Here is a 16,431-nt window from a genome sequence, read left to right as displayed (position 1 = left end):
AATCAGGCTGGTGCACCAGCGGGCTTGGATAGATGAATTTCCCTGCTCAGCTGAGCTGCACCGGGTGAAAATTTTACTGCGACCCCCCCCTTGAACTCTATACTCAAGTGTTAGTACACTAGACTTTTAGCCAAGTCTTAATACTATGAACCTAAATACTGTTGCTGCATTACTTGCCCAACCTTGTCACCTCAATACTGAACTCACCGGTGTTTGTACCGATAGCCGTGAACTGGAACCGGGAAATTTATTTGTTGCCATCCGGGGTGAGCGCTTTGACGGGCATGAGTTTATTAAGGAAGCGGAAACAAGGGGCGCAATAGCCGCGGTAGTAAATCATACAATAGAAGGAGTAAGCATACCTCAGTTTGTTGTTCCGGATCCCATCCAGGCCTTGGCTAAGATTGCAGCTGCACACCGGCAGGATATTCATTGTCCTGTTATTGCGCTGACTGGATCCAATGGAAAAACTACAACCAAGGAAATGATAGCTTCTATTTTACCTTCCCCCTCCCATGCTACTCGAGGCAACCTGAATAATCATATTGGCGCGCCACTAAGTGTTTTACAGCTGAACAATCAACATCGTTATGCAGTTTTTGAGCTTGGCGCAAACCATCCCGGTGAAATCGCACATACCGTCGCAATTGTTCATCCGGATGTCACCTTAATTAATAACATTGCCCCAGCTCACGTGGAAGGTTTTGGTTCTATTGATGGGGTTGCTCGTGCCAAGGGAGAAATCCACCAAGGCCTGTCACTTGCGGGCGTTGCCGTGGTAAATGATGATGATGCTTATGCCCATTTTTGGGACGAGTTACTTATTAACAAAAAAGTTCTTCGTTTTTCTCTGGACCACATGGCTGATATATATGCACAGGATGTGCAATTGGACGAATTAGGTTGCGGACAGTTTTCTTTAATCGTTCCTAAGGGACAAGCGGATATTCACTTACAAGTTCCCGGTCTGCACAATGTTCGTAATGCCCTGGCTGCTGCAGCCTGTTGCCACGCAGTAGGAATTTCCATAAAAGATATCCAACAGGGATTAAACCGATTTGGCGGTGTAAAAGGACGCTTGACTGTTCTTAAAGGAAAAAATCAATCCATCATAATCGATGATACTTATAATGCAAATTTGCGCTCTGTTTTAGCTGCCCTGGAAGTATTGTCAGAGCGGCCAGGAGAAAAGATTTTTGTTTTCGGGGATATGGGCGAGTTGGGTACCTGGGCAACGCAACACCATCAGGAAGTCGGGTTGGCGGCACGTCGGCTGGGTATAAACCGGTTACTCAGCTGTGGCTCTAACAGCAAATTGGCTGCTGAATCATTTGGTGTTGGCGGTGAGCATTTTGGTAACCAGGACCAACTGATAAAAAGTCTGGTAGACAAGTTGTCGCCCAACACCGTGGTGTTGGTAAAAGGCTCCCGTTCCAGTGCAATGGAAAAAGTTGTGCATCAACTGATATAGGGTTAAAAGGGAACGAATGATCCTGGCCTGCGCGATAATAAATATTTGCATTTAAGAACCCAATAATTTTTTTTATATGATGCTGTATGGTATTTAGGTTTATGGTATGCTTGGCCACTTTTTGGCCCATTATCCTGTGGGCGTTACTTAACACAAACCCATGATTGGGGTTAACAAGAGGAACAATTATGCTCTACTGGCTAACGCAGCTATTCCAAGGACAGTATCATGCGTTAAGAGTTTTTCAATACCTGACTTTTAGATCCATTCTGGCTGCCTTGACCGCTCTTATCGTTGGATTAGTTTGTGGTCCCCTGATGATTCGCTGGTTACGTGGTTTGCAGATAGGTCAGATGGTAAGGGATGACGGTCCTCAAACCCATTTATCTAAAGCAGGGACTCCAACTATGGGAGGAGTCTTAATCTTGTTAGCAATTACCGTAAGTTGCTTACTTTGGGGTGATTTACAACAGTCCAGTTTGTGGCTCGTCCTGCTGGTAACCCTTGCAAACGGAGTAGTAGGTTGGGTAGACGATTATCGCAAACTGGTTTTAAAAAACAGTAAAGGGCTCCCAGCCCGCTGGAAGTATTTTTGGCAATCAATCATTGCCCTTATTGCTGTGATTTATTTATACATGCATGCCACTTTACCGGTTCATACCCAGTTGACCGTACCTTTTTTTAAATCGCTCACTATAGGACTAGGTATTCTTTTTCCCATTTTAGGGTATTTTGTTATTGTAGGAAGTTCTAACGCAGTAAATTTGACTGACGGTCTGGATGGCCTGGCTATTATGCCTATAGTTATGGTTGCTGGAGCCCTGGGAATTTTTACTTACGCCTCCGGTAATGCCGTCTATGCACCTTACTTGGGTATCCCCTATGTTCCCAATACAGGTGAGTTAACGATTTTTTGCTCCTCAATTGTGGGCGCAGGACTGGGCTTTCTTTGGTACAATACCTATCCCGCACAAGTATTTATGGGTGATGTAGGTTCTTTAGCCTTAGGGGCTGCTTTGGGAATTGTTGCCGTAGTTATCCGAGAGGAATTGGTTTTATTAATGATGGGTGGTTTATTTGTTATTGAAACAATTTCTGTTATTTTACAAGTAGGTTACTTTAAATACACCCATGGAAAACGCTTATTCAGAATGGCTCCATTGCATCACCATTTTGAATTAAAGGGCTGGTCGGAGCCTAAAATAATTGTCAGATTTTGGATTATTACCGTTGTGTTTGTATTATGCGGATTAGCTACTTTAAAACTTCGATAAAAAGGGTACAGCCATGAATCCTCCTTTGTATTTAGTTGCAGGTTTGGGTAAAACGGGAGTATCGATAGCGCGATATTTACGCAGGAACAATAAACCCTTTATTGCTTTTGATACCCGTGCCCAAGCCCCAGGCATTACTGAATTTACCAAAGAATTCCCGGGGGTATCTGTTTATACACAGCATATCCCTGAAGAGGTATTGGCCAAGCTTTCGGATATTATTGCAAGCCCGGGATTGCCCCTGGATACCCCTTTCTTGCTAAAAGCCAAGCAAATGGGCATCGACATATACGGTGATATCGAGTGCCTGGCCCGAGAAATTCATGCCCCGGTAATTGCAATTACGGGAACCAACGGAAAATCAACCGTTACTACTTTAGTCGGGGAAATGGCGAAGGCTGCGGGATTTAAGGTTGCTGTAGCCGGAAATATAGGAACACCCGTTCTCGATATGCTCTATGATGGACATCAGTATGACCTATGGGTATTGGAGCTATCCAGCTTTCAATTGGATTTAACTTACTCGTTGGCTCCAATCGCTGCGACTATCCTGAATGTATCTCCAGACCATTTGGACAGGCACCATACAATGGAGGCTTATATCCAAGCCAAACAACGCATATACCATCAAGCACAAGTGGCCCTGTTTAACCGTGAGGATGCGGATACAATTCCAACTACAGAGGTTGATTCTATTTCTTTTGGCGCTGATGTCCCTGCAGGAAACAATTGGGGATTAATCACCCAGGAAGATAAAATCTATTTGGCAAAGGGCGACGCTTGCATTTTGCCCGTTGATTCTGTATTGATCAAAGGAGTTCATAATTGGTTAAACGCGCTTGCTGCTTCTGCATTAGTGGATGCGGCAGGGATTTCACATCAACACATTAAGAATGTATTGACTTCATTTACTGGATTGCCGCATCGTTGTCAATGGGTGCGAACTCTTGATGGAGTTGATTGGATTAATGATTCGAAAGGAACGAATATTGGTGCAACCATTTCTGCTATTAATGGAATAGGAGGTTCTATGCAAGGAAAGATTGTACTTATTGCCGGCGGACAAGGAAAAGGTGCCGATTTTAGCGAACTGTCCCAACCAATCGCTGAGTATGTAAGATCAATTATTTTAATTGGCGAAGATGCAGACAAGATAGAGACTGCTCTATCTAACGTAGTACCTATAACACGTGCGTCCTCTTTGGATAGTGCGGTTTCTATCGCCAAATCGCAGGCAAAACCCGGAGATGTGGTATTACTGTCTCCCGCATGCGCCAGCCTGGATATGTTTCGCGATTTTAATCATCGCGGTGAATCGTTTGCTTCTTTAGTGAGCGGGTTGTAACCAATGCGGCCTAGACATGTGAATCAAAGGGGAAAACCTGTAAGCAGGCCTATTTCACTTTATGATAAATGGCTGATTAGCGTGGTCATTGCTTTGTTAATAATTGGTCTGATGATGGTGGCCTCTAGTTCGGTCATGATATCTACCAAATATTTTCATCAGCCATTTCATTTTTTAATTCGCCAGGCCTGTTATTTATTTGCGGGTTTAATGATTGCCCTTGTCGTGATTAGAACCGATAGCAGTGTTTGGGAACGTATTAGTATGCCCATGCTGTTAATTTGTTTGTTCATGTTACTTATTGTACTGATTCCGGGAATAGGACGCTCAGTCAATGGCAGTCGGCGATGGTTATCCTTTGGGCCCATAGGGATTCAAGTATCCGAACTTGCCAAGCTCACGATGATTTTTTATCTCTCAGGATATTTGGTCCGTCAACAAAAAGCAGTGAGCAACAGCATCCTGGGCTTTATTAAACCGATGGTTATTTTGGCAGTAGTTTCCTTTTTATTATTACTGGAGCCAGACTTTGGGGCAACCGTTGTGATTTCGGGTACAGTGATGGCCATGTTATTTTTAGCGGGTGTGAAATTACGCTATTATATCGGCTTGATGTTCGGAGTCATGGCAGCTTTGGCTTTTTTGGCGGTTTCTTCTCCATACCGCGTAGCCCGTTTAACTGCCTTTTTAGATCCCTGGGCAGATCAGTATAATAGTGGTTATCAACTGACACAGTCCTTAATTGCATTTGGCCGAGGAGGATGGTTTGGTGCTGGTTTGGGAGAAAGTATTCAAAAATTATTGTATTTACCCGAAGCACATACTGATTTTTTATTTGCGGTTTTAGCAGAAGAGTTGGGCTTGGTAGGTATTTTAATGGTCATGTTGTTATACAGTATCCTGGTAATCAGGGGGTTGACTATTGCCTATAATGCTCATACCCAGGAACGATTATTTGCTTCGTATACTGCTTATGGTTTAACTTTTTGGTTAGGGCTGCAAGCCGCCATTAATATGGGAGTTAACTCGGGATTGTTACCGACAAAAGGACTCACTCTCCCATTAATGAGTTATGGCGGTGCAAGTATGGTTATCAATTGTGTGGTAATTGCGCTATTATTGCGCATTGATCATGAAAATCGTTGGCAAGCTTTGGGGTTAGGGCCATTGTCAGCATAAGGGGGGGGTGTGGCTAATTCAGGACAATTTATATCTTCAAGGATGGGGTGTGTAGAACAAATACATTTTGTTGGCATAGGTGGAGTGGGGATGTGTGGTATCGCCGAGGTACTGCATTACCAAGGATATCGCATTACAGGTTCTGATCTGGGTGAAGGCAGTACGGTACAAAGATTAAAATCTTTAGGCATTCCGGTTTATATGGGGCATAAAGCAGAACATATAAAAGGTGCTGATGTGGTAGTTCGTTCCTCTGCTGTGGGCATGAATAATCCGGAAATCGTAGCTGCGCGCGAACAAATGATTCCGGTAATCCCACGAGCTGCGATGCTTGCGGAACTGATGCGTTTTCGACATGGGATTGCCGTAGCCGGTACTCACGGTAAAACGACAACCACAAGTCTTGTAAGCAGTCTCCTGGCTGAAGGGGGTCTAGACCCAAGTTTTGTAATCGGTGGAAAATTAAATAGCCTGGGAGTCAATGCTCAACTTGGTCAATCTCCTTATTTTGTTGTTGAGGCTGATGAAAGTGATGCTTCATTTTTATTTTTAAAACCCATGATGGCCATAGTAACCAATATTGATGCAGATCATATGGATAACTATGAGAATAATTTTGAAAAATTAAGAACCACATTTCTTGAGTTTTTACATCATTTGCCTTTTTACGGATTGGCAGTGGTATGTATTGATGATTCAGAAGTACGAAAAATTCTCCCAGCTCTTGAACGGCCGACGCTGACTTATGGATTTGCCGAAGAAGCTCATTACCGTGCAATTAACTGGACTCAAAATGAATTGCTAAGTGAATTTACTGTAGTACGCCCGGTACCTTACACGGCATTAAAAATCCAATTCCAATATCCGGGCCGCCATAATGTATTAAATGCTTTGGCTGCTATTGCGATTGCTACCCAATTGGGAGTCGATGATGCTTCCATTATACGTGCTTTAGCAAAATTCCAAGGAGTTGGCCGTCGTTTCCAAATGTTAGGCGAGAAGAGATTTGAACATGGTTCCGCTCTTATCGTTGACGATTATGGCCATCATCCCCAGGAAATTTTATCCACTATAGATGCATTTCGACATGTCTGGCCAAATAAACGGCTCGTACATGTGTTCCAACCCCATCGCTATACAAGAACTCAATCTTTGCAGGAACAATTTGTCGATGTATTAAGCCTTGCTGACGAATTATTCTTATTTGATATCTACTCGGCGGGGGAACCGGAAATTCCAGGGATAACAAGCGAGAGTTTGGCTCAAAAAATTAGAGGCAAAGATAAAAAAGTAACTCTTGTGAATGAACAATCGCTTAAATCAATGCTCAACCAGCTGATTAAAGATGGCGATGTGATTTTGATGCAAGGTGCTGGAAGTATTGGTCAAATTGCTGTGAACTTGATGAAAGAATAGTGAGAGCAACATGAGTCCAACTGAGAATGATTACAGCCTTGATAATAAATTTCAGGGCACTTTGCTTTATAATGAACCCTTGGCTGAATATACCACCTGGCGTGTTGGAGGGCCTGCAGCCAAGCTTTATAAGCCGAAAAATACTGCTGATTTGGCTTCATTTCTTCATAAACTTCCTGAAACAGAGCCTTTATTGTGGCTCGGATTAGGTTCTAACTCTTTAATCCGTGACGGTGGATTTTCAGGTACAGTGATCCTTACCCAAGGATGTTTGAAAGAAATTTCTCTTTTAGATGCGCAGACTGTGAAAGTTGAAGCTGGGGTATCTTGTGCGAGCATGGCGCGTTTTTGTGCGCGCAATGATTTAGCCGGAGGAGAGTTTTGGGCTGGAATTCCTGGCACTATGGGCGGGGCTTTGCGAATGAATGCCGGCTGTCACGGGGGTGAAACCTGGCAATTCGTAAGCGAAGTGCAAACCATGAACCGCAAGGGCGAGATAACAACTCGCAAGCCTGAAGAATATGAAGTGGCTTATCGCCATGTTTCAGGCCCTCCTGATGAATGGTTTATTTCTGCCACATTCAGGCTAAATCCTGGAAAGAAGGAAACTTCATTGCAGGTTATAAAGGAATTGCTGGAGCACCGGGCCAATACCCAACCAACTAATGAGTACAATTGCGGGTCAGTGTTTCGAAATCCCTTGGGTAATTTTGCAGCTCGGCTTATTGAATCCTGCGGATTAAAAGGGTTCAATATTGGTGGCGCCATGGTTTCTCAAAAACATGCAAATTTTATTATCAATCATCAAGGCTCAGCAACTGCAGCTGACATTGAGGCATTGATACATTTGGTACAAACTAAAGTTCGTGAGCAGACAACGATTGAGTTGATGCGCGAAGTTCATATAATCGGAGACCTTTAATGTCCAAACTACTCAATCTGGTTCTTCTTTATGGTGGAAAATCTGGCGAGCACGAAATCTCATTGATCTCAGCTGCATCTGTACTTGCCCATTTAGATGCTGGAAAATACAATATTATTCCTGTAGCGATGGATAAAGAAGGATTATTTCATCTTCATGAGTATCAGGATTTACTTGCTTGTAAAGAGAGACTGCCCGTTGTAACTGAACGCTCAAAGCCATTAGCTGGTTTATTTATTAACGGTCGTTTATCTGTTGATGCCGATATTGTTTTTCCTGTAGTACACGGACCGTTATATGAGGATGGTTGCTTGCAAGGCATGCTTGAACTATCTGGTGTAGCCTATGTTGGCTGTGATGTACTGTCTTCATCCATTGGCATGGATAAAGATATGGCAAGACGCATAGTCTGTATCAATGGGTTAAAATCAGCAAATTACAAACTTTTGTCCTGGCACAGCTCAGCTTCTGAGAGGCAACACTTTTGCCAGCAGGTTGCAGAAGAGTTTGGCTGGCCTGTATTTGTCAAACCCTGTGCAATGGGCTCCAGTGTAGGCATACATAAAGCAAAAAATATGGCGGAATTGATAGTCGCTGTAGATGATGCCTTACGTTACGATGAAGAAATTTTAGTTGAATCATTTATTTCTGGCCGGGAAATTGAATTGTCAGTTCTGGAAGCTCTTATCCCCTCAGGAGAGCCAAGAGTCAGTATCGCTGGGGAAATACGAGTTAATCATCCGGATGGTTTTTATTCTTATTCAGCGAAATATTTGGAGAGCGGGCAAACGGATTTAATTATACCTGCTGCTCTGAGTCAGTCGTTGTATGAGCAATTAAAGAAGGCGGCTGCGGATATCTTTATCCGGTTAAAATGTAAGGGTATGGCGCGTGTAGATTTTTTTGTAAATGACAAAACTGAAACTATATATTTTAACGAGATAAACACCTTACCTGGTTTTACCTCGATTAGCATGTATCCCAAACTATGGGAGGCAAGCGGTCTGCCTTATCCCGAATTATTAGATGAATTAATTCGGATTGCCATGGTGCATCAGCATTGTCGCCAACACTTAGTAACCAACTATCTGTGAAAGCCATGAATAAAAATAGGGATATTGACTCAGGAAATTTTCGATATATCTGTTGGTTATTGGTATTAAGTTTAAGTGCTATATTCTTGACATGCCGATTAGGCTATTATTATGTATCAGATCCGCAGCGGTTTCCAATTACTACAATCAAGGTCGCTGCGAATTACGAACATGTAACACATAAAGAATTGGAAGGAGTATTGGCAAAATATTTAAGTGACAGCTTTTTTACTTTATCAGTTAGGGGACTACAAAAAGATTTAAGTGAAATGAACTGGATTGATACAGCAACTGTCGAGCGTGTTTGGCCTGATACTTTGAAAATAAGGCTTGTTGAAAAAAAACCTGCTGCAGTCTGGAATAATGCATTAATGACAGAGGATGGGAGACTATTTAATGAAGGTGGCATACCTGAGGGTTTAAATCTACCCCGATTAAAAGGACCCGCATCTCAACAAGCAGAAGTCTTACAAGTTTACGAAAAATTGAGTAAGATATCATCAATGTATGGCGTAAACGCCACTGGACTGCATTTAAGGGCAAACCAATCCTGGGTATTGCTTTTAGGTAATGATATAAAAATATATTTAGGAAAGAAAGAGTTAGAGGATCGATTGCTGCGTTTTTGTAAAGCATATCCTGCAGTGTTTGCCGAAAAAATTGAGCAATTGTCAAGCGTGGACCTGCGTTATCCACGTGGTATGGCGGTACAGTGGAAACAACAAACGGAACGATAATGGCAAAAAAAATAGAAAAAGATATTATCACTGGCTTGGATATTGGAACTTCAAAAGTTATCGCATTAATTGGAGAAGTGACAGCAGATGGTGCAATAGAAATCATCGGTATAGGTCGTCATCCCTCTCGTGGTCTGAAACGTGGTGTTGTGGTTGATATAGAAGCTACTGTAAATTCTATCCAGCGTGCAGTTCAAGAAGCAGAACTTATGGCTGGGTGTGAGGTGAGGACTGTTTATGCAGGAATTGCCGGTAGCCATATCCGTAGTTTAAATTCCCATGGAATTGTTGCCATCCGTGATAAAGAAGTATCCCAAGCGGACGTAGAGCGTGTAATCGATGCAGCCAAAGCAGTAGCAATACCTGCAGATCAAAAAATTCTTCATGTTTTGCCCCAGGAATTTATTATTGACCACCAGGGCAGTATTCGCGAACCTATAGGTATGGCAGGCGTAAGACTGGAATCTCGTGTGCATATCGTTACGGGATCAGTAAGCGCTGCCCAAAATATAGTGAAATGCGTACGTCGTTGCGGTCTGGAAGTAAATGATATTATTCTAGAACAATTGGCTTCAAGCCATGCTGTTTTGACTGAAGATGAAAAAGATCTTGGGGTTTGCTTGATCGATATTGGTGGAGGTACTACCGATATTGCAATCTTTTGCGAGGGAGCGATTCAACACACAGCGGTAATTCCTATTGCAGGGGATCAAGTAACCAACGATATCGCCATGGCATTGCGTACGCCTACAAAAGCAGCAGAATCTATCAAACTGAATCATGCATGTGCATTGACTGAATTGGCGGACTCAGATTTGATGCTGGAAGTGGCAAGCGTCAATGACAGGCCCGGCAGGAAAATATCAGCCAAAGCCTTATCTGATGTGGTTGCAGCACGTTATGAAGAGTTATTTACTTTAGTACGCAACGAATTACGACGTAGCGGTTTTGAAGACCGAATGGCTGCCGGCATTGTTTTAACTGGCGGAGCTGCCAATGTCCGGGGAGGTATTGAACTTGCCGAGCTTTGTTTTGAAATGCCGGTAAGGAAAGGGTGTGCTCATTATGTTTCCGGATTGGCTGAAGCAACTGAAAATCCGTCATTTGCTACGGGCGTAGGTTTGTTGTTGCAAGGTTACCAACAACAATATGAATCAAACTACAATGTTCCTAAAATGAATGATACCACCCAGGGTTTGTGGGCACGTATGAAAGAATGGTTTCAGGGTAATTTTTAGGTTACAAATAACAATTAAATAAAAAACTGGCTACAAGTTCTCTTATTTTTACTGCCAGTTTTAAAAGAATAAACATGTGAGGGGAGCGGTTATGTTTGAATTAATGGAAGGCCAACACCATAGTAATAATGCAGTGATTAAAGTAGTTGGTGTCGGTGGTGGCGGCGGTAATGCGGTCGAGCATATGGTTGCTGAGAATATTGACGGAGTTGAGTTCATTTGTGCTAATACCGATGCTCAAGCATTGAGAGGCTCAAATGCAAAAATACATATTCAACTGGGTGATGAACTGACTAAAGGTTTAGGTGCCGGCGCAAACCCACAAATAGGTCGTGAAGCAGCAGAAGAAGATAGAGATCATATTCGCGAAATTTTAACTGGTGCAGACATGGTATTCATTACGGCAGGAATGGGTGGCGGAACCGGAACTGGGGCCGCCCCCGTTTTTGCAGAAATCGCTAAGGAATTAGGCATCCTGACAGTAGCTGTTGTAACAAAACCTTTCTCGTTTGAAGGCAAACAACGAGCATTGGCTGCTGAGGAAGGAATCCGTCGTTTAGCCGAACATGTTGATTCATTAATCACTATTCCGAACAATAAATTATTGAGTGTCCTGGGCAAGAATATTAGTCTTCTCAATGCATTCAAAGCTGCGAACAACGTATTATTGGGTGCTGTAAAGGGGATATCCGATTTAATTACCCGCCCAGGCTTGATTAACGTGGACTTTGCGGATGTGCGTACAGTAATGTCAGAAATGGGTATGGCGATGATGGGTACCGGAAGTGCTGTTGGAGAACAAAGAGCACGTCAGGCCGCTGAAGCAGCAATTGCTTCTCCTTTACTTGAAGATGTGAATTTTTCAGGGGCTCGCGGAATATTGGTCAATATTACAGCGGGACTTGACATGTCTATTGGTGAATTTGAGGAAGTAGGAGACGTAGTCAAAGAGTTTATTTCTGATGATGCAACTGTCGTTGTTGGCACAGTAATCGATCCGGAAATGACGGATGAAATGCGCGTCACCGTTATTGTGACTGGTTTGGGAGATGCTAGACAGCGTCATCAACAAATGCAACCTCAACATGGTCACCGTGCACGTCTGATGGAAACTACCCGCAGTGATGGTTCTTTGGATTATCAGCAATTAGAAAGACCAGCGCTAGTACGGAAACAAGCTCAATCAGGTATGTCTTCTGCCGGGAAACAAAATAATGAGAGTATTCCCGATGTAGATTATCTTGATATTCCAGCTTTTTTACGCCGGCAAGAAGAAGCATAAGTGATTTTTCCCCTTCGTTCGCTGCTCTATGAATGGAGGGAAATTTAAGTCTTTTGTTAAAAAAATAATTAGACTAAATAATAAAATATTGATACGATCACGAAGTTTTGCGCGCAAAATAAAAAATATAGAAAAAATGATACTATGAGGAACAAGGTGAGCACTGAATGACAAAACAAAGAACTCCTAAAAAGGTGATCCAGGCAACTGGTGTAGGATTGCATTCCGGTGAAAAAGTGCTGTTAACCTTGAGACCTGCTCCTGTTAATACAGGCATAGTTTTTAGAAGAGTAGATCTTTCACCTGTAGTAGAAATACCCGCATCATACGGTAATGTTGGCGATACCATGTTGTGTACTACCTTACACAATGGACCAGTCAAAATAGCTACTGTAGAACATTTACTATCTGCTTTGGCAGGCCTGGGTATTGATAATGCCTATATCGATGTAAATGCGCCTGAGCTGCCGATTATGGATGGTAGCGCTGCGCCTTTTGTTTTCCTGATCCAATCAGCGGGTATTCGCGAGCAAAATGCACCCAAAAAATACATCCGTATTCTTAAGCCTATCCGGGTGGAAGATAATGGGAAATTTGTTCAATTTTATCCATATAATGGATATAAAATTTCCTTTACCATTGATTTTGACCATCCTGCGTTTAATGATAAGCCACAAACTGTCAGTTTTGACTTTTCTACTACCTCCTATGTAAAAGAGGTATGCAGAGCACGCACCTTTGGATTCCTTTCGGATTATGAAAAATTAAGAGAATGCGATTTAGCCAAAGGCGGAAGTTTGGATAACGCCATAGTTGTTGATGATTATCGAGTTCTAAATGATGATGGACTTCGTTTTGAGTCCGAATTTGTTTCTCATAAAGTATTGGATGCAATCGGTGATCTTTACCTGTTAGGTTCCAGTCTGATCGGAGCATTTGAAGGATACAAATCAGGCCATGAACTAAATAACAGACTATTACGCGAATTAATGGTAAGACAAGACGCCTGGGAATATACTTATTTTGACACTGAAGAATATCTCCCTCATATGCACACAGAATTTTATCCTGTCGAAGTGTAAAAATGTAGCCTGGGTGAAGATTAAAGTCGAAACCCGGGAAAACTAAACCTCATGTGTTCCTGGTTGGGTTTTTCCCTGCACCTGGCTACTTTTATTCAGATTCTTAGTGAATTAACAATAAATGATTGCAAAGGAGCATTGCGGTATGAAACTTAATATTAGTCTTTTTACTTTTGCATTCTTGTGCAGTTCCTCAATATATTCTGTAAGTACTGAACTACCAAAGAGTCCTGCTGAACAAGCACTTCACCTGAACTGGCTCGATACTAAGGTTGCACCAAGCGAGAATTTTTACGCTTATGCTGATGGTAACTGGCAAAAGAATAATCCTATTCCTCCTGATTATTCAAGTTGGGGAAGCTTTAATATTATCAACGACAAGGTCCAAGATATCATTCACCAAATGTTAATCGATGCATCCCAAAATACTCATGCCAAACCGGGAAGCATCGAGCAAAAAGTGGGTGATTTTTATTATAGCGGGATGGATGAAAAGAGTATCAATCAATTAGGTATTAAGCCTCTACAGGCTGAATTTGATCGCATTGAACGCCTAAAAAATATGAAGGATTTGCAAAGGGAAATTGCGCATTTACATCAGATCGGAGTCGATGTTTTTTTTAGTTTTGGAAGCATGCAAGATTTTAAAAACAGCGAAGAGATGATTGGTGCAGCCATGCAAGGTGGATTAGGATTGCCTGATCGAGATTATTATTTGAAAGAAGATAGGAAGTTTAAACAAATTCGTGATGCTTACGTCAATCATGTGGCCAAGATGTTTGAGTTATTGGGTGATTCCCCGGATAAAGCAGCAGCGGAAGCCAATACGGTGATGAAATTGGAAACCCAAATGGCAAAAGTTTCTATGTCCCAGATAGACCAACGTGATCCGCATGCGATTTATCATATTATGAATCAAGCTAAACTCATGACAGTCACCCCTGATTTTTCCTGGCCTGACTATTTTTCCGCAATAGGGCAAGCGCAAATTAAAAGCATCAATTTAGCTATGCCTGATTTTTTTAAGGATATGGATAAACAATTAAAAAGTGTTTCCCTGCAGGATTGGAAAACCTATATGCGCTGGCATTTAATCGATGCTTTTGCTTCGTTCTTGTCACAACCTTTTGTTGATCAAAACTTTAAAATGGCAGCCGTTCTGACCGGTACGGAAAAAATATTGCCACGATGGAAAAGGGTTGTACGTACGGAAAACAGTGCCTTAGGCTTTGCTATTGGCAAGATGTATGTGGAACGCTATTTTTCCTCTGAAGACAAAAAACAAGCATTGGAAATCCTTAAAAATATTCGTGCGGTTCTGCGTGAAGACATTCAAACTTTATCCTGGATGACGCCAGCCACTCGTAAGGCTGCGCTGAAAAAACTGGATATGATGGAAGACCGGGTTGGATATCCTTCGAAATGGTGGGACTATTCAAAACTGAAGATTGACCGCGGACCTTATGTTTTGAATGTAATCAGGGCTAATGAGTTTTTAATTAATCGGGATCTTAATAAAATTGGTAAGCCAATAGACAGATCTGAGTGGGTAATGACACCACAAACTATTAATGCCTATTATGATCCTTCCATGAACAATTTAAATATTCCAGCAGGCATTCTTCAATCGCCGTTTTTTGATTCTAATGCTCCAGCAGCAGTAAACTATGGTGCAATTGGGTTTGTCATGGGACATGAAATGACCCATGGATTTGATGATCAAGGGGCCCAATTCGATGGCCATGGTAATTTAAAGAACTGGTGGACTCCCAGTGATTTGGAAAAATTCAAAAAAGCAACCCAATGCATTGTCAATCAATATTCCCAGTATGTTGTCGATGGTGATTTACATGTACAAGGAAAATTGGTTGTAGGGGAAGCTACTGCCGATTTAGGGGGGATTACCCTTGCCTATAGAGCTTTTAAGCGTTCAAAGGAATACAAAAATGCGCCTACAATTGCGGGCTTGACTCCTGAACAACAATTTTTTCTGTCAACAGCACATGTATGGGCTTTAAATATTCGTCCACAACAGCTACGTAATCAAGTAACTACGGATCCTCATCCGCCCGCTGAATACAGGGTAAATGGCAGTTTGGCAAATATTCCTCAATTTCAAGAAGCGTTCAATATTTCAAATGACAGCCCCATGGTAAATAAAAACCGCTGTGTCATTTGGTAATTAAAGATTCATCCTGAATTTTCAGGATGAGTCATCTTCACTAATTGGTTTTTAAAAATTCTATAGGAATAAAATAATTTAAATTGCTTCTATTGTGAACATTGGTTAGACTTTCTACACTAGTTATTTATATTGGAGAAGATGATGACCCAAGAAGAAATGATCTGCCGTATCGTACGTTACATCACCCAAAAACCGAGCAGCAAAAAAGCGTGTTGCGGATGAGTCATCCCGAATTATCTGCTCTGCTGGATTATAAAAATAAGACAGTGGTTGATTATTTTTGCACACATCATCCTGAATTTTCTCAGAAGGAAGGTGAATCCCTATTTGCAGACTTATTGGCGTGGATGTGGTTAAATAAGCAAAGGGCAAAACAAGGTAAGAAAACCTATCTTTTTGGCCCCTTGCTTATTCTGGATGAGCTATGGCATGCGTTTATTCTCCACACCCGAGATTATGTTGATTTCTCAACACGCTATTTTAATACCTATTTTCATCATGATATTGAAGCCATTGGTCAAGAACATGAAATGGCAGAGGATGAGTTGAGTGAATATCTCCAGGATTGTTTTACTTATCTTGGTTCTCAATGGGTAGCTCGTCGCTTTGCATCGGCACTGTAGCACCAGAGCAAGTGTATATTACTCCCTCTTTTGATCAAACCAAGGATAACGGGTTAAACTATTAATTATTAGAGTTGCCTGGCTTAATCATCGCCATCAGCTAAACGTAATAATGCCTTTTGTAAAGGTTCATAGTTACACTGCTGACTTTCGCTTATAATTATTTCTTTAGCTTTTTCTGATAATACATGTTTTGAGGTGGCGGCTGATTTTTCGTAGCGGACTGTGGGTTCTGTAACCACTATTTTAATGGAAGTGAGTTGATACATACCCCCTTCTTTGCGTAATTTATCACGCAATTCAGGGATCATATAACGTAATTGCGATGCCCAGGCAGCATCCGTAGTGGTTAACAACAAACATCCCTTATTAAAACTCCCAACATGACAAGTATTGGCTAAAGTTTCTGGGAGCATCCGCCTGACTTTATTGGAAAGCTCTTCTAATTGGACTGATCGTTGACAAATATCGGCAAGTTGTTTGTTGAGGCACTGGCTAATAGAACGCATTTTCTAATTTAATGAAAAGTATATGATAAAGTGAGTATAATACCTCGAATAAGATATAGAATAGTAAATTTTAC

The 16,431-nt window shown here is 41.8% G+C and carries 14 protein-coding genes; 13 read left to right on the top strand and 1 reads right to left on the bottom strand.

What is annotated here, in order from left to right:
* Nucleotides 1-145 precede the first annotated feature (145 nt).
* The 13 genes from KYQ_RS12950 (at nt 146) to KYQ_RS12890 (ending at nt 15,848) form a co-directional block, all read left to right on the top strand.
* Nucleotides 146-1,471, top strand: coding sequence for a UDP-N-acetylmuramoyl-tripeptide--D-alanyl-D-alanine ligase (locus KYQ_RS12950; protein ID WP_010654689.1), 1,326 nt, complete (start codon nt 146-148; stop codon nt 1,469-1,471).
* A 188-nt stretch (nt 1,472-1,659) separates the two neighbouring features.
* Entirely contained in the window at nt 1,660-2,745 is a 1,086-nt protein-coding gene (gene mraY, locus KYQ_RS12945; RefSeq protein ID WP_010654688.1) for a phospho-N-acetylmuramoyl-pentapeptide-transferase, read from the top strand.
* Between the two features lie 13 nt (nt 2,746-2,758).
* Nucleotides 2,759-4,090 carry a UDP-N-acetylmuramoyl-L-alanine--D-glutamate ligase gene (gene murD, locus KYQ_RS12940; RefSeq protein ID WP_010654687.1) on the top strand — a complete coding sequence of 444 codons (1,332 nt, stop codon included), beginning with the start codon at nt 2,759-2,761 and terminating at the stop codon, nt 4,088-4,090.
* Between the two features lie 3 nt (nt 4,091-4,093).
* Complete coding sequence (ftsW, locus tag KYQ_RS12935) at nt 4,094-5,269, top strand: putative lipid II flippase FtsW (protein WP_010654686.1); 1,176 nt, start codon at nt 4,094-4,096, stop codon at nt 5,267-5,269.
* A gap of 9 nt (nt 5,270-5,278) precedes the next feature.
* Nucleotides 5,279-6,685, top strand: a complete 1,407-nt coding sequence (murC, locus tag KYQ_RS12930) for a UDP-N-acetylmuramate--L-alanine ligase (protein ID WP_010654685.1) — start codon at nt 5,279-5,281, stop codon at nt 6,683-6,685.
* 10 nt (nt 6,686-6,695) lie between these two features.
* Nucleotides 6,696-7,607, top strand: coding sequence for a UDP-N-acetylmuramate dehydrogenase (murB, locus tag KYQ_RS12925; protein ID WP_010654684.1), 912 nt, complete (start codon nt 6,696-6,698; stop codon nt 7,605-7,607).
* A complete protein-coding gene (locus tag KYQ_RS12920) occupies nt 7,607-8,701 on the top strand; it encodes a D-alanine--D-alanine ligase family protein (protein ID WP_010654683.1) in 1,095 nt (364 codons plus the stop codon). Before murB ends, KYQ_RS12920 begins: the two co-directional genes overlap by 1 nt.
* 5 nt (nt 8,702-8,706) lie before the next feature.
* Entirely contained in the window at nt 8,707-9,438 is a 732-nt protein-coding gene (locus KYQ_RS12915) for a cell division protein FtsQ/DivIB (RefSeq protein WP_019350162.1), read from the top strand.
* Complete coding sequence (gene ftsA, locus KYQ_RS12910; protein WP_019350161.1) at nt 9,438-10,676, top strand: cell division protein FtsA; 1,239 nt, start codon at nt 9,438-9,440, stop codon at nt 10,674-10,676. Before KYQ_RS12915 ends, ftsA begins: the two co-directional genes overlap by 1 nt.
* Before the next feature lie 91 nt (nt 10,677-10,767).
* Complete coding sequence (gene ftsZ, locus KYQ_RS12905; RefSeq protein WP_010654680.1) at nt 10,768-11,958, top strand: cell division protein FtsZ; 1,191 nt, start codon at nt 10,768-10,770, stop codon at nt 11,956-11,958.
* A gap of 167 nt (nt 11,959-12,125) precedes the next feature.
* The gene (lpxC, locus tag KYQ_RS12900) at nt 12,126-13,040 is read left to right on the top strand and encodes a UDP-3-O-acyl-N-acetylglucosamine deacetylase (RefSeq protein ID WP_010654679.1); all 915 of its coding nucleotides are present in this window, start codon (nt 12,126-12,128) and stop codon (nt 13,038-13,040) included.
* 145 nt (nt 13,041-13,185) lie between these two features.
* Complete coding sequence (locus KYQ_RS12895) at nt 13,186-15,222, top strand: M13 family metallopeptidase (RefSeq protein WP_010654678.1); 2,037 nt, start codon at nt 13,186-13,188, stop codon at nt 15,220-15,222.
* Between the two features lie 221 nt (nt 15,223-15,443).
* Nucleotides 15,444-15,848, top strand: coding sequence for a glycine-rich domain-containing protein (locus KYQ_RS12890; RefSeq protein WP_010654677.1), 405 nt, complete (start codon nt 15,444-15,446; stop codon nt 15,846-15,848).
* 83 nt (nt 15,849-15,931) lie between these two features.
* On the opposite strand, the gene KYQ_RS12885 is transcribed toward KYQ_RS12890, so the two are convergent.
* Nucleotides 15,932-16,357 (bottom strand): DciA family protein, encoded by a 426-nt coding sequence (locus KYQ_RS12885; protein ID WP_010654676.1) that lies wholly within the window; start codon nt 16,355-16,357, stop codon nt 15,932-15,934.
* Between the last annotated feature and the right edge of the window lie 74 nt (nt 16,358-16,431).

This window comes from Fluoribacter dumoffii NY 23, from assembly GCF_000236165.1.
In the GTDB taxonomy this organism is placed as follows: domain Bacteria; phylum Pseudomonadota; class Gammaproteobacteria; order Legionellales; family Legionellaceae; genus Legionella; species Legionella dumoffii.
Note: the sequence above shows the minus strand (reverse complement) of the source record. Positions and strands in the feature narration are given on the sequence as shown.

What these genes read in the sequence shown, in the direction of transcription:
- KYQ_RS12950 (WP_010654689.1), top strand. Translation starts at nt 146, where the DNA reads ATGAACCTAAATACTGTTGCTGCATTACTTGCCCAACCTTGTCACCTC.
- mraY (WP_010654688.1), top strand. Translation starts at nt 1,660, where the DNA reads ATGCTCTACTGGCTAACGCAGCTATTCCAAGGACAGTATCATGCGTTA.
- murD (WP_010654687.1), top strand. Translation starts at nt 2,759, where the DNA reads ATGAATCCTCCTTTGTATTTAGTTGCAGGTTTGGGTAAAACGGGAGTA.
- ftsW (WP_010654686.1), top strand. Translation starts at nt 4,094, where the DNA reads ATGCGGCCTAGACATGTGAATCAAAGGGGAAAACCTGTAAGCAGGCCT.
- murB (WP_010654684.1), top strand. Translation starts at nt 6,696, where the DNA reads ATGAGTCCAACTGAGAATGATTACAGCCTTGATAATAAATTTCAGGGC.
- KYQ_RS12920 (WP_010654683.1), top strand. Translation starts at nt 7,607, where the DNA reads ATGTCCAAACTACTCAATCTGGTTCTTCTTTATGGTGGAAAATCTGGC.
- KYQ_RS12915 (WP_019350162.1), top strand. Translation starts at nt 8,707, where the DNA reads ATGAATAAAAATAGGGATATTGACTCAGGAAATTTTCGATATATCTGT.
- ftsA (WP_019350161.1), top strand. Translation starts at nt 9,438, where the DNA reads ATGGCAAAAAAAATAGAAAAAGATATTATCACTGGCTTGGATATTGGA.
- ftsZ (WP_010654680.1), top strand. Translation starts at nt 10,768, where the DNA reads ATGTTTGAATTAATGGAAGGCCAACACCATAGTAATAATGCAGTGATT.
- lpxC (WP_010654679.1), top strand. Translation starts at nt 12,126, where the DNA reads ATGACAAAACAAAGAACTCCTAAAAAGGTGATCCAGGCAACTGGTGTA.
- KYQ_RS12895 (WP_010654678.1), top strand. Translation starts at nt 13,186, where the DNA reads ATGAAACTTAATATTAGTCTTTTTACTTTTGCATTCTTGTGCAGTTCC.
- KYQ_RS12890 (WP_010654677.1), top strand. Translation starts at nt 15,444, where the DNA reads ATGAGTCATCCCGAATTATCTGCTCTGCTGGATTATAAAAATAAGACA.
- KYQ_RS12885 (WP_010654676.1), bottom strand. Translation starts at nt 16,357, where the DNA reads ATGCGTTCTATTAGCCAGTGCCTCAACAAACAACTTGCCGATATTTGT.